The sequence below is a fragment of the Streptomyces sp. NPDC013317 genome (genome assembly GCF_055563155.1).
Map to the genome: position 1 here is coordinate 64,017 of NZ_JBVHDX010000021.1, position 12,181 is coordinate 76,197.

Consider the following 12,181-nt stretch of genomic DNA (forward strand, 5'->3'; position numbering starts at 1 on the left):
TCCACGACTGACGACAACGCGGCGAGCGCGCGTGCCAGACGTCGCGAGCCCGGCATGATCCACAAGACACCCCCTAGAGCGGGGCCGACCTGCGTCCGGAGAGCAGGAAGGCGACGGAGCGGTCGCGTTCCGACCAGTCGCCGGGGTCGAGGTCGACGCTCTGGAGCAGGGCGCATTCGACGGTGTAGCCGCCCTCGGTGAGCGCGGCGCCGATGGCCTCCGCCTCGTCGCGGGTGGAGGCATGGGCGACGATCCGCTCGGGCCTGCGGTCGGTGCAGGCGGTGACGACGGGTACGCCGCCGCCCCCGATCCGCACGACATCGGGTTCGGGGAGGCGCTCCAGGACGTGCGGGGCGCGGCCTCGTACGGTCTGGAGCTGGACGCCGTGGCGGCGGGCGGCGGCCTCGGTGCGGGCGCAGGCGTCCGGGTCGGCGTCCACGGCGATGACCGCGGCGCCGAAGCGGGCGGCCTCGACGGCGAGCGCGCCGCCCCCACAGCCGATGTCCCAGACGAGGTCGCCGACGCGGGGGCCGAGGCGGGCGAGCTGGGCGGCGCGCAGGGTGGGGTCCTCGCCGCTGCGACGGGCGGCGGCGGAGTCGTCCGGGGGCAGGGCCCAGCCGCGTACGGCAGGGGTCTCCTGGCCCATCAGCCAGCCTCCGGGCGGGGCGCCGGCCGTGCCGCCGATGACGATGACGACGTTGGGGTCGCGCCAGGCGTGGTCGGCGGCCTTGTCGGAGGTGAGGACGGTGACCTGCTCGCGGTCCGTCCCGAGCTCCTCGCAGATGACGAAGGTGCGGTGGACGCCGTCGAGGAGAAGGGCGAGTTCGGCGGGTCCGGCACCGGGCGAGGTGAGGACGGCGACCTTGGGATGGGCGCGGCAGACGTTGACGGCGCGGCGCAGGGTGCGCTGGTGGGCGACGACGATCCGGGCGTCGTCCCAGGGCATGCCGGCGCGGGCGAAGGCGGCGGCGACCGGGGAGACGGCGGGGACGACCTCGACCTCCAGGCCGTGCTCGGGGGCGCGCAGGGTGCGGACGACGCCGAAGAAGCCGGGGTCGCCGTCGGCGAGGACGACGGCGGTGCCGCGGTGGAGGGCGATGCGGCGGGCTGCGAGGTCGACACTGCCGAGGCGGATCCTCTCGGCTCCTCGCGGGACCTCGGGCAGGGCGAGGTGGTGCGCGGCGCCGGCCACGAGCGTGGCGGCGGAGAGCGCGGACCGGGCCGCTTCGGTGAGGGGCGAGCCGTCCCAGCCGATCACCGTGACCCGGTCGGCCATCGTCGTCTGTCTCCTGAGGTCTCGTCGCAGGTCGGGGGCGTGTCGAGGGTACCCGGCTTCGGTTGCGGGCTCAGCTCCAGTCGGTGAAGGAGGAGTAGCCGGCTTCCGCCATCTGGTCGGCGACGCCTTCCAGGTCCTCGGGGAGCAGTCCCCAGACGATGAAGTCCGTGCGGAGGTCGGCCCAGGTGCCGTCCTCGGTGCGGGTGCGGGCTATGCAGGCGCCGCGCAGGACGCCTTCGCTGATGCAGCCGATCTTCTGGGCGACCTGCTGGGAGGCGGTGTTGTCGGCCGCGGTGCGCAGCTCGATGCGTTCGATCCCCTGGTCGCCGAAGAGCCACTGGGAGGTGGCGAGGGCGGCTTCGGAGGCGTATCCCTCGCCGCGGGCCCAGGGCGCGACGATGTACGACATCTCGGTGGACCTGACGTGCCAGTTGGTCTTGCCCAGCTGGACGATGCCGACGAGGCGCTGGGTGAGGAACTCCGTGACGGCGAGGTCGAGGCCCCGGCCGGCCTCGCGCTCGGCGGGGGCGTACTCGGTGATCCAGCGGAGCGCGGCGTCCTCGGTGAAGGGCTGGGGGACGGCCGTCCAGGCCGCGACCATCTCGTCGTTCATCATCTCGGCGAGGGCGGGCGCGTCCGCCTCTTCGAGCGCGCGCAGCACCAACCGGTCCGTGTTGATGGAGATGTCCGGAAAGGTGGTAGTCATGCGCAGCTCCATGCCGTGGACCGTCCGAATCGACCGTGAACGCACAGCATGCAGCATGCAGTCGTCGGTGCGCATCGCCGGGTCCGATGTGGCGTCAGATACGGGCGAGGTACGGCGAAGGCCCCGCGCACCGGACGGGGTGCGGGGGCCTTCGTCACAAGAACTGTACTGCGGGCCTTACTTGGCGACGGCTCCGAAGGCCGGGATGACCGAGCCGTTGTACGTGTCCTCGATGTACTTCTTCACCTCGGGCGAGTTGAGGAGCTTGACGAGCTTCTGCACGCGCGCGTCCTTCTCGTTGCCCTCCTTGACGGCGAGGAAGTTGGCGTAGGGGTTGCCCTCCGCCTTCTCCACGGCGATGGCGTCCTTGGCGGGCGAGAGCTTGGCCTCGATGGCGTAGTTGCCGTTGATGACCGCGGCGTCCACGTCGTTCAGGGCGCGGGGCACGGTGGCGGCCTCCAGCTCCTTGAACTCCAGGCCCTTCTTGTCCGTGATGTCGGAGAGCTTGGCGTTGGTGCCGACGCCGTCCTTGAGGGTGATGACACCGTTCTCGGCGAGCAGCTGGAGCGCGCGGCCGCCGTTGGTGGTGTCGTTGGGGACGGCGATGGTCTGGCCGGCCTTGATGTCGGAGAGGGCCTTGACCTTCTTGGAGTAGAGGCCGAGGGGCTCCAGGTGGACGTTGACCACCGGGACGATGTGGGTGTTGTTCTTCTTGTTGAAGTCGTCGAGGTACGGCTTGTGCTGGAAGAAGTTGGCGTCGACCTGGCCGGACTCGGTGGCGGTGTTCGGCAGGACGTAGTCCGTGAACTCCTTCACCTCCAGCTTCAGGCCCTCCTTCGCGGCGAGGTTGTCCTTGACGTAGTTCAGGATGTCGGCGTGCGGCGTCGGGGACGCGGCGACGACGAGCGGCTTGTCGGCGGAGCCGGCCGCGTCCTTGGCGGAGGACGGGTCCGACGCGGTGCCGCAGGCGGTGAGGCCGAGGGCGAGCGCGGCGGTGGCGGCGATGCCGGCGGTGAGCTTGATGTTCTTACGCACGAAGAGTGCCTCTTTCCGGTGGTGCTGGTGGACGCCTGGACAACAAGTCCGGGCTCTTCTCCGATGGACGAAGTCTGGGGTGGCGCCTGGGTCAGGCGGTGCGCCCTCGGCGGGCGAGGAGACGCACGGCGAGGTCGCCGATGAGCTGGACCACGGTGACGATGGCGATCAGGACGACGACGGTGACCAGCATGAACTGGGTGTCGAAGCGCTGGTATCCGTAGGTGATGGCCTTGGAGCCGAGGCCTTCGCCGCCGACCGCGCCGGCCATCGCGGAGTAGCCGATGAGCACGATGACGGTGGTGGTGACGGCGGAGACCAGCGAGGGCAGGGCCTGGGGCAGGAGCACCTTGCGGATGATCGTCGTCACGGAGCCGCCCATGGACTGGACGGCCTCGACCAGGCCGTGGTCGACCTCGCGGATCGCGGTCTCGACGAGGCGCGCGAAGAACGGGATGGCGCCGATGGCGAGCGGCACGATCATCGCGGTGGGGCCGATGAAGGTGCCCACGACGAAGGTCGTGAAGGGGATCAGGGCGATCAGCAGGATGATGAACGGCAGCGAGCGGCCGATGTTCACGATCACGCCGACGACCTTGTTGACGACGGTGTTCTGCAGCAGGCCGCCCTTGTCGGTGAGGACGAGGAGAATGCCGAGCGGCAGTCCGCCGGCGATCGTCACGAGCGTGGCCCACAGGACCATGTAGAGGGTGTCGACCGTGCCCTGCTCCAGGAGGGGCTGCATCTCCGACCAGGTCACTTGGCACCTTCCTTGACGAGCAGGGGCGCCGCCTGGGGCGCGGTCCCGGGCGCGTTCTCCTCTTCGACGACGTCTACCTGGAGGCCCTGCTCGCGCAGGAAGCCGACGGGGACGACGTTCTCCTCGTAACGCCCCGGCAGTTCGATCCGCATCCGGCCGATCTGGTTGCCGCCCACGGTGTCCATGGCGGCGCCGAGGATCGAGATGTCGATGTTGTACGTACGGGAGAGCTGGGAGATCACCGGCTGGGTGGCCGCCTCGCCGTGGAAGGTCACGTCGACGACGGTGCGGTCGGGTCCGGTGGCGGCGCCGCTGACCGGGAAGAGTTCGGCGGCGAGCTCGGAGCCGGGGGTGGCGAGCAGTTCGCTCACGGTGCCGGACTCGACGATCCGGCCCTTCTGCATCAGCGCGGCCGAGTCGCAGATCGTCTTGACGACGTCCATCTCGTGCGTGATGAGCAGCACGGTCAGGCCGAGCTGGCGGTTGAGGTCGCGCAGCAGCTGGAGGATGGAGCGGGTGGTCTCCGGGTCGAGTGCGCTGGTGGCCTCGTCGGAGAGCAGGACCTTGGGGTTGCCGGCCAGGGCGCGGGCTATGCCGACGCGCTGCTTCTGGCCGCCGGAGAGCTGGCCGGGGTAGGCCTTCGCCTTGTCGGCGAGGCCGACGAGGTCGAGGAGTTCCAGCGCGCGGCGGGAGCGCTCGGCGCCGGAGACGCCGAGGATCTCCAGGGGGAGTTCGATGTTGTCCTTCACCGTGCGGGAGGACAGCAGGTTGAAGTGCTGGAAGACCATGCCGATGCTGCTGCGGGCGCGGCGCAGGTCCTTGCCGGCGCGGCGGCCCGTGGCGGCGAGCGCGGTGAGGTCGACGCCGTCCACGGTGACGGTGCCGGAGGTGGGGCGCTCCAGGAGGTTGACGCAGCGGATGAGCGAGGACTTGCCGGCGCCGCTCTGGCCGATCACGCCGTACACCTCGCCCTCGCGGACGTGGAGGTCGACGCCGTCCAGAGCGGTGACCTGGCGGCCTCGCGACTCGTAGACCTTGGTCAGGCCCGTAGTGGTGATCACAGGGGTTTCCGTCACTGTCGAGTGCGCGGCGCGGGGTCCGCCGGGCACGGGGCATTCGTCGTTCGGACAGTCAGGCGCAGGGGGCCGGCTTCGGCGGTCGGCCGGAAGGCGGCGCGTGCGCGGGGCGGGCACGGTCCGGCACCGGTTTCGGCGGGCGGATCGGCTCGGCCGTCGGGGTCTCGCTTCGGGGCGCGAGGCTCGGCGGGGGCCCTCAGAAGGCGCACATTCGACACATACAACGAGCACCGGGCGTCGTGATCGCCTCGGTCGCAAGGGTGCGGCTGCTCGTCGTGGTCATGTCTGCAAGTAAAGCACGCACCTGTTCCGCCGAATCGGGGGTGTCCGAATAGCGGACCCCGTTGAGACATCATGCGGACACCTCGTCCGGCCGTCACGCTCCGGCGGTGATCTCCTCTCCGCCGTCCGTGGCCTGCGCGGACAGCTCCGACGGGTCGGTCGCCGCGATGCCGGAGTCGGGCGCCGACGGGTGGGGGGTTGTGGTCAAGGCCACGGTCCGCGTGCCCGCGGCGCGACCGGCGGCCCGACCCGCGGTGGGGGCGTCCGCGAAGGCCACGCGGGCGGCCGGGTCGACGCCGAGCCGGACCGCCCCGAGCCGGCAGGGCTCGGGCCGGGTCTCGCCCCTACGGGCGGGGCGGGGGGCGAGCGCATCGGGCCTTTTGGCCCGTAATACCCTCGGGCCCATGCTTGACGCCCTGACGGTCGCGGTCTCGGTGGCCGCGCTCGCCCTCGCCGCCTGGTGCGGCTTCGCCTTCACCCGCGACCAGCCGACCAAGGACTGGCACTTCATCGGCATGGCCGTGGTGACGTTCCTCGCACTCGTGCAGTTGGTCGTCGGCATCGTGCAGCTGTCGCGGGGCGAGAAGGCCGAGGAGGGCGCGACGATCTTCGTCGCCTATCTCCTGGGCTCGCTGTGCGCGGTGCCCGCGGCCGCGTTCATGTCGCTCAGCGAGCGGAGCCGGTGGGGCTCGGCGACGGTGGCGGCGAGCGGTGTCGTCCTCGCGGTTCTCGAGGTACGTCTCTTCGACATCTGGACGGTGGGCTGATGAGTGCGACCGAGGGAGCCGGCCGTCTGGTCACGGGCCCCGGCATGCTGCTGGTGTGGCTGTACGGCGTGATGTCGGTCGGCGCGGTCTCGCGCTCGATCTACCAGATCGCGACCGAGTTCGACCGGGCGCCGCTCGCGTACGCACTGTCGGCGGTGGCGGCCGTGGTGTACGCCTTCATCACGTACACCCTGGTCAGGGGCGGGGAGACGGCCCGCAGGGCGGCGCTGGTGTGCTGCGCCGCCGAGCTGGTGGGCGTGCTGACCGTGGGGACCTGGACGCTCGTCGACCCGTCCGCGTTCCCCGACGCCACGGTCTGGTCGGAGTACGGCTACGGCTACATCTTCATCCCGGTGCTCCTGCCGCTGACCGGGATCTGGTGGCTGCGGCGCTCGCGGGCGAACGCCTAGCGAGGCATCGGCCCGGGACCGGATGCCGGCCCCCCGGGGCTAGGGCGTGTTGCGCAAGTAGCGCCGTCCGCCCGAAGGGCGGGCCCCGCGGCGTCTGGTGCGTGCGACCGCAAGGCGGAGGGTCGTCCTCGTACCGGGTGTACTCGGACGATCCCGACAACGCAGCGAGCGTGCGTGCCAGGCGTCGCGGGGCAGGCGGGACTTTCGCAACACGCCCTAGGCGGCCTTCTCCAGGGTCACGAGCGTGAGCCGGGGGCCGATCTCGCGCGCCGCGACCTGTTCGTACCCCTTGCTGCGGTAGAGCCGCAGGTTGCCCTCGCTGCGGTGGCCGGTGAAGAGCTGGTAGCGCTTGGCGGTGGGGGCGGGATCGCCGGCGAACCGGCCCTCGATGGCGTCGAGCAGCCGGCCGCCGAGACCGTGGCGCCGCATGCGCGGGTGGACGATGAGCTTGGCGATCCGTACGGTGCCCGCCTCGTCGGCCCGGGCGCGTACGGAGGCGACGATCTCGTCGCCGAGGCGTGCCACGAGCGCGTGCCCCTGGGCCAGTTCGGCCCGGAGGGCGGCCAGGGTCTGGGTGAGCGGCTCGATCGAGTAGTCGCCGTAGAGCTCCGCCTCGCTCTGGTAGCAGAGGTACTGCAGCTTGAGTATGTGCTCCGCGTCCTGTGCGTCCGCGGCTGAGATGGTCACGCTCATGCCCATGTGTGCATGCCTCCCGCTCACCTGGTCCATCGGTCGGTCTCCCGCACCCTTCCCCTCGGGGTCGTCACGGGAACCTCTGAGGCCAGCATTCTGCGCAGGCATCCCAGGCACCGGGAACGCATCGGTCCCAGACTGCCCTGTGAGATACCCAACTCCCCTGCGATTTCCCGGTAGGTGGGGTCGGCCGGATCGAGCATCGCGGTGAGCAGACGCGGGCAGTGGCCCGGGGTCCGGCGTACGGCGGCGCGTACGGCGCGGCGGCGTTCGGTCGTCAGGGCGGTGCTCTCGGGCGAGTCGTGCGGCTCGCCGGCCTCCTCGCCGCGGTAGGGGCGTTCCCGCAGGGCGGCGCGGCGGGCGCGGCGGGCCTCGGCGCGGACGGCCCGGCGGAGCCAGTCGGCGGGGTGGGTGGGCGCGGCGTCGTCCCTCAGCCGTTCGAGCAGCCTGAGCCAGACGGCCTGTTCGAGGTCGCCCGCCTCGACACCGGCGGCGGACGCCTCGGCGTTCGACTCGGCCGCGAGGAGGGGGGCGAGCGTGCGGAGAAGGTGGGGGTGGGTCATGTCCCGCACGACGGCCCGCCGTCCCGGGTGGTTGCCGGACGGCACGTAAACCACTCGCGCGGGTGCTGTTCCCGTGGTCCGGGCCCAGGGTCCCGGACTGGACGGACCACGCGAACGGCGCCGGCCCCCGTGGGTCGCGCCCACCCGTTCCGCCCTGCGGAACGCATGCCCCCCACAGGCCCTACAGGTCCGACACCGCCAGCAGCGCCGTGTCCGGGTTGTCGGAGAAGATGCCGTCGATGCCCGTCGCCAGATAGGTCTTCAGCGCGCCGAAGACGTCCCCGTAGGCGTTCGGGTCGGTGCCGCGGCGGAACTCGGCCGGCAGAAAGCTGTTCTCGTTGCGCTGGGTGTACGGGTGGAGGATCAGGCCCTGCGCGTGGGCGTCGCGCACCAGGGTGGTCGGGGTGCCGAGGCGTCCGCTCGCGTCGCGCGGGATGACCAGGTCGAGGGTGGGCCCGATGCCCTGCGCGTACGAGGCGATCCAGCGCAGGCCGGCGGGTGTGACCAGGTCGGAGACGGTGCGCGGGTCGCCCGCCTGGACGAAGTCCCAGGGGCGGCTGCCCGCGGCCGACAGGAGCACGACGCGCGGGGAGTTCACCAGCTTCGCGAGCCGCTGGATGCTGCTGGGCTCGAAGGACTGCAGGAAGACCGGGGAGTCGGCGCGGTGGCGGCCGTACCGGCGCAGCAGCGTGGCGAGGCGCTCCTCCAGGCCGAGGCCGAGGGAGCGGAAGTAGGTGGGGTGCTTGGTCTCGACGTGCAGCCAGACGTCGCGGCCACGGCGGCGGCCCTCGCGGTCGGCCCAGCGCAGCACCTCCTCGAACGTCGGGACCTGCCAGCGGCCGTCGTACAGCGTGTTCCGCTGGCGGGTGCCCGGGATGCGCTCCTTGGCGCGGAGGGTCTTGAGCTCGGCGAGCGTGAAGTCCTCGGTGAACCAGCCGGTGTACGACACTCCGTCGACGGACTTGGTGGTCCTGCGGGAGGCGAACTCGGGGTGGTCGGCGACATCGGTCGTGCCGGTGATGTCGTTCTCATGGCGGCAGACCAGGTGGCCGTCCTTGGTGGGGACGAGGTCCTGCTCGATCACGTGCGCGCCGAGGTCCAGGGCGAGCTGGTAGGAGCCGAGGGTGTGCTCGGGGCGGTAGCCGCTCGCGCCGCGGTGGGCGATGACGGTGGGGACGGGGAGGGAGCGGTGGCCGTGCCCGCGGCCCGCACCGCTCGCCTCGGCCGCCTGGGCGGTGCCGGCGGCGAGGACCGAGGAGGCGCCGAGGACGGCTGCACCCGCCACGCCCGTGACCGCCGCGCCGGCCGCGCCGAGGACGGCCCGCCGGGCCGGGCTGCCAAGCTCACCCTGTGTCATGAAGGCTCCTTCGATGTGATGTCCCGCACCTGTCAAACGACGCTCCGACCGTAGGCAGTCGCACCCTCTCTGCGGCAGACGCTGGTAGAACATGGCGGAAACACACGTCAACACTGTGTATCCACTCGATGAACCCGATGTGCGCACGACCCTGACCCGCGAGTATCGTCCTCACCTGCACGGCCCCCGTACGCGCCGCCCGTTCCCGACACCGGAGGAACCGTTGTCCCGTCTCGCACTCATCAAGGCAGTGCTCGGACCGATCCTGCGTCTGATGTTCCGCCCACGTGTGGAAGGCGTCGAGAACATCCCCGGGACGGGGCCGGTGATCCTGGCGGGCAACCACCTCACCTTCATCGACTCGATGATCATGCCGATCTGCACGGACCGCCCGGTCTTCTTCATCGGCAAGGACGAGTACGTCACGGGCAAGGGCTTCAAGGGCCGCCTGATGGCCTGGTTCTTCACCAGCGTCGGCATGATCCCGGTGGACCGGGACGGCGGCCGGGGCGGTGTCGCGGCCCTGATGACCGGCCGCCGCGTGCTGGAGGAGGGCAAGATCTTCTCCATCTACCCGGAGGGCACCCGCTCCCCCGACGGCCGGCTCTACCGGGGCCGTACCGGCATCGCGCGGCTGACGCTGATGACCGGCGCGCCGGTGGTGCCGTTCGCGATGATCGGTACCGACAAGATCCAGCCGGGCGGGGCGGGGCTGCCCCGGCCGGGCCGGGTCACGGTCCGCTTCGGCGAGCCGATGGAGTTCTCGCGGTACGAGGGGATGGACCGGGACCGCTATGTGCTGCGGGCCGTGACGGACTCGGTGATGTCCGAGGTCATGCGGCTGTCGGGCCAGGAGTACGTCGACATGTACGCCACGAAGGCGAAGGCCGCGTAACCGTCACGACGTGAAGGAGGGGCCCCGCCCGGCGATTCGCCGGGCGGGGCCCCTCTTCGTGACCGACGCCCGGGGATGCGCGTCAGTGCTCGATGCCGTCCTCCAGCCTCTGGCCCTTGAGGAGGAACCAGGCCGCGGCCGCCGTCGCGAGGAGGACCGCCGCGCCGACACCCGCCGCGATGTTCAGGCCGTCGACGAAGGCGTCCTGGGCGGTGGAGACCAGGTCGCCGGCCGTGGCGGGGTCGAGGTTCGCGGACGCCTCGAACGCGCCGCCGAGCGAGTCGTGGGCAGCGGCGGCGGCGTCCGCGGGCACACCCTCCGGGGCCGTGAAGCCCTGGTAGACGCCGGTGACGATCGAGCCGAGGAGCGCGATGCCGAGCGCCGCACCCAGTTCGTACGCCGTCTCGGAGACGGCGGAGGCCGAACCCGCCTGCTCCTTGGGCACGCTGGAGAGGATCACGTCGGCGGTGACGGTGAACGAGAACCCGGCGCCGAGGCCGACGACGAGCAGGGCGGCGCCGAGCAGCGGATAGCCGGTCTCCTTGTGGACCAGGGTGATCGCGGCGAGCGCGAGTCCGATCGCGCCGAGACCGCCGGTCACGACGGCTCGTACGGAGAACCGCCGGGCGTACCGGCCGGCGATCAGACCCGTGACCACCGCGCCGATGGCGGCGGGCAGTTCGGCCAGGCCGGCCTCCAGCGGGTCACGCCCCTGGACGAGCTGCAGGAACTGGGAGAGGAAGAAGACCAGTCCGGAGAGTCCGAAGACGGTGAGGAGGTCCGCGAGGACCGCGCCCGAGAAGCCGCGGTGCTTGAAGAGCCGCATGTCGAGCAGGGGCGCGGTCAGTGTGTGCTGCCGCCGGACGAAGGCGTACAGGGCCCCGGCGCCGACGACGGCGGCCGCGCCGACCTCCCACGTCAGGCCGTGCGAGGCGACCTCCTTGACGGCGTACACGACTCCGATGACACCGACGAGCGAGAGCCCGACGCTGACGAGGTCCCAGGGGCCGGCGACCGGGTTCCTGGACTCGGGCAGCAGCTTGATGCCGACGAGGACCAGGACGGCCATCACGGGCAGGTTGATGAGGAAGACCGAGCCCCAGTAGAAGTGCTGAAGCAGCGCTCCGCCGACGACCGGACCGACGGCCGCGCCGGCCGAGGCGGTGGCGCCCCAGATGCCGATGGCGAGGCTGCGCTCCTTGGGGTCGTGGAAGATGTTCCGGATCAGCGCCAGGGTCGACGGCATCAGGGTCGCGCCGGCGACACCGAGGAGGGCGCGGGCGACGATCATCATCTCGGGACTGGTGGCGTACGCGTTGAGCACCGAGACGGCACCGAAGGCGGTCGCACCGATCAGGAGCAGTTTCTTGCGGCCGATCCGGTCGCCGAGGGAGCCCATGGAGACCAGCAGGCCTGCGATCACGAACGAGTAGATGTCGCCGATCCACAGCAGCTGCGTACCGGACGGCTTGAGGTCCTCGCTGAGGGAGGGCGTCGCGAGACCGAGTACGGTGGCGTCCACCGCGACCAGCAGGACGGCCAGGACGAGTACCGAGAGCGCGAGCCAGCGGCCGGGGCTCTTCACCTCCGGCTCCGCCGTCGGGCTCGTCTGCAGGGTCCTGCTCATTTCTCCACGCTCCGTCGTGCGCCGCCGAGCAGCAGCTCGGTGATCATGTACTGAAAGTCGTTGCCGGCGACCCGCCCGTCCATCACGGACCAGGCGCAGGCCGAGACGAGGCCGTAGAGGGCCTCGGTGAGCCACGCGGGGCTCAGGTCGATCCGGAAGGTGCCTTCCTCCTGGCCGCGTCTGAAGAGCGCGCTGACCCTGGCGTCGAGCCGGGCCCAGCCCTCGTCGACGTCGTCGCCCTCGAAGAGCTGGTTCTCGGTGACGAGGAAGGCCAGCAGCGGGGCGTTGGGCTCGGTTTCCGCGACGAGTCGCCGCAGCGCCTCGTCGGCCGGGCCCTCGTCGAGCCGTGCGGCGTCGCACGCGGCCTCGAACTCCACGAGGCCCATCGCCTCCAGCGCCCTGACCAGCGCGTCCCGCCCGGCGAAGTGCCGGTGCAGGGTGGCGCGGCCGATCCCCGCGGCCCGGGCGACCTCGTCCATGGTGGCGGTCGATTTCCGGGAGAGCAGGGCGGCAGCGGAGCGGAGCACCTGGGTGCGGTCGACTGACATGAGACGACCATACACCGAATGAGACGTCAGTGTCTCATTCGATAAATCAACGCCTCACCCGGAGGCGGGAAGGAATGCTGTGGACATGACGAAGCCTTAGAACCAGTGGTGTGGTCCCAAGGGGATTTGGGCAGTTTGGTCGTGGTCCGGGGGAACCGGGTGTGGCTGATGACGAAAGTGCCGACC

13 protein-coding genes are annotated in these 12,181 nt (G+C 71.2%); 3 read left to right on the top strand and 10 right to left on the bottom strand.

Annotation, left to right across the window (positions count from 1 at the left end; all coding sequences use genetic code 11):
• Positions 1–73 precede the first annotated feature (73 nt).
• The 5 genes from cbiE to ACZ3IJ_RS34270 form a co-directional block, all read right to left on the bottom strand.
• The gene (cbiE, locus tag ACZ3IJ_RS34250) at positions 74–1,276 is read right to left on the bottom strand and encodes a precorrin-6y C5,15-methyltransferase (decarboxylating) subunit CbiE (RefSeq protein WP_467474791.1); all 1,203 of its coding nucleotides are present in this window, start codon (positions 1,274–1,276) and stop codon (positions 74–76) included.
• Between the two features lie 70 nt (positions 1,277–1,346).
• Positions 1,347–1,982 carry a GNAT family N-acetyltransferase gene (locus ACZ3IJ_RS34255; protein ID WP_391799696.1) on the bottom strand — a complete coding sequence of 212 codons (636 nt, stop codon included), beginning with the start codon at positions 1,980–1,982 and terminating at the stop codon, positions 1,347–1,349.
• A gap of 177 nt (positions 1,983–2,159) precedes the next feature.
• A complete protein-coding gene (locus ACZ3IJ_RS34260) occupies positions 2,160–3,017 on the bottom strand; it encodes a MetQ/NlpA family ABC transporter substrate-binding protein (RefSeq protein ID WP_467474794.1) in 858 nt (285 codons plus the stop codon).
• Positions 3,018–3,108: 91 nt separating this feature from the next.
• On the bottom strand, positions 3,109–3,777 hold the full coding sequence (locus tag ACZ3IJ_RS34265; RefSeq protein WP_391799694.1) for a methionine ABC transporter permease: 669 nt from the start codon (positions 3,775–3,777) through the stop codon (positions 3,109–3,111).
• The gene (locus tag ACZ3IJ_RS34270; protein ID WP_467474796.1) at positions 3,774–4,886 is read right to left on the bottom strand and encodes a methionine ABC transporter ATP-binding protein; all 1,113 of its coding nucleotides are present in this window, start codon (positions 4,884–4,886) and stop codon (positions 3,774–3,776) included. The genes ACZ3IJ_RS34265 and ACZ3IJ_RS34270 overlap by 4 nt, the downstream gene beginning before the upstream one ends.
• A gap of 653 nt (positions 4,887–5,539) precedes the next feature.
• On the opposite strand from ACZ3IJ_RS34270, the gene ACZ3IJ_RS34275 reads away from it, so the two are divergent.
• Positions 5,540–5,902, top strand: coding sequence for a hypothetical protein (locus tag ACZ3IJ_RS34275; protein ID WP_467474798.1), 363 nt, complete (start codon positions 5,540–5,542; stop codon positions 5,900–5,902).
• Complete coding sequence (locus ACZ3IJ_RS34280) at positions 5,902–6,312, top strand: hypothetical protein (RefSeq protein WP_467474800.1); 411 nt, start codon at positions 5,902–5,904, stop codon at positions 6,310–6,312. Before ACZ3IJ_RS34275 ends, ACZ3IJ_RS34280 begins: the two co-directional genes overlap by 1 nt.
• A gap of 216 nt (positions 6,313–6,528) precedes the next feature.
• On the opposite strand, the gene ACZ3IJ_RS34285 is transcribed toward ACZ3IJ_RS34280, so the two are convergent.
• The 3 genes from ACZ3IJ_RS34285 to ACZ3IJ_RS34295 form a co-directional block, all read right to left on the bottom strand.
• On the bottom strand, positions 6,529–7,011 hold the full coding sequence (locus ACZ3IJ_RS34285) for a GNAT family N-acetyltransferase (RefSeq protein WP_467474802.1): 483 nt from the start codon (positions 7,009–7,011) through the stop codon (positions 6,529–6,531).
• A 17-nt stretch (positions 7,012–7,028) separates the two neighbouring features.
• The gene (locus ACZ3IJ_RS34290) at positions 7,029–7,568 is read right to left on the bottom strand and encodes a sigma-70 family RNA polymerase sigma factor (protein WP_467474804.1); all 540 of its coding nucleotides are present in this window, start codon (positions 7,566–7,568) and stop codon (positions 7,029–7,031) included.
• 181 nt (positions 7,569–7,749) lie between these two features.
• On the bottom strand, positions 7,750–8,925 hold the full coding sequence (locus ACZ3IJ_RS34295; protein ID WP_467474806.1) for a glycerophosphodiester phosphodiesterase: 1,176 nt from the start codon (positions 8,923–8,925) through the stop codon (positions 7,750–7,752).
• A gap of 223 nt (positions 8,926–9,148) precedes the next feature.
• On the opposite strand from ACZ3IJ_RS34295, the gene ACZ3IJ_RS34300 reads away from it, so the two are divergent.
• Positions 9,149–9,820 carry a lysophospholipid acyltransferase family protein gene (locus ACZ3IJ_RS34300; RefSeq protein WP_352186489.1) on the top strand — a complete coding sequence of 224 codons (672 nt, stop codon included), beginning with the start codon at positions 9,149–9,151 and terminating at the stop codon, positions 9,818–9,820.
• 82 nt (positions 9,821–9,902) lie between these two features.
• Here the strand turns inward: ACZ3IJ_RS34300 and ACZ3IJ_RS34305 are convergent, their stop codons facing one another.
• Both ACZ3IJ_RS34305 and ACZ3IJ_RS34310 read right to left on the bottom strand, forming a co-directional pair.
• Positions 9,903–11,447 (bottom strand): MFS transporter, encoded by a 1,545-nt coding sequence (locus tag ACZ3IJ_RS34305; RefSeq protein WP_467474808.1) that lies wholly within the window; start codon positions 11,445–11,447, stop codon positions 9,903–9,905.
• Entirely contained in the window at positions 11,444–11,995 is a 552-nt protein-coding gene (locus ACZ3IJ_RS34310; RefSeq protein ID WP_391799686.1) for a TetR/AcrR family transcriptional regulator, read from the bottom strand. The genes ACZ3IJ_RS34305 and ACZ3IJ_RS34310 overlap by 4 nt, the downstream gene beginning before the upstream one ends.
• Positions 11,996–12,181: the final 186 nt, after the last annotated feature.

Bases quoted from the DNA above. Each gene is read 5' to 3' on its own strand.
- cbiE (WP_467474791.1), bottom strand. From the start codon at position 1,276: ATGGCCGACCGGGTCACGGTGATCGGCTGGGACGGCTCGCCCCTCACC.
- ACZ3IJ_RS34255 (WP_391799696.1), bottom strand. From the start codon at position 1,982: ATGACTACCACCTTTCCGGACATCTCCATCAACACGGACCGGTTGGTG.
- ACZ3IJ_RS34275 (WP_467474798.1), top strand. From the start codon at position 5,540: ATGCTTGACGCCCTGACGGTCGCGGTCTCGGTGGCCGCGCTCGCCCTC.
- ACZ3IJ_RS34280 (WP_467474800.1), top strand. From the start codon at position 5,902: ATGAGTGCGACCGAGGGAGCCGGCCGTCTGGTCACGGGCCCCGGCATG.
- ACZ3IJ_RS34285 (WP_467474802.1), bottom strand. From the start codon at position 7,011: ATGGGCATGAGCGTGACCATCTCAGCCGCGGACGCACAGGACGCGGAG.
- ACZ3IJ_RS34290 (WP_467474804.1), bottom strand. From the start codon at position 7,568: ATGACCCACCCCCACCTTCTCCGCACGCTCGCCCCCCTCCTCGCGGCC.
- ACZ3IJ_RS34295 (WP_467474806.1), bottom strand. From the start codon at position 8,925: ATGACACAGGGTGAGCTTGGCAGCCCGGCCCGGCGGGCCGTCCTCGGC.
- ACZ3IJ_RS34305 (WP_467474808.1), bottom strand. From the start codon at position 11,447: ATGAGCAGGACCCTGCAGACGAGCCCGACGGCGGAGCCGGAGGTGAAG.
- ACZ3IJ_RS34310 (WP_391799686.1), bottom strand. From the start codon at position 11,995: ATGTCAGTCGACCGCACCCAGGTGCTCCGCTCCGCTGCCGCCCTGCTC.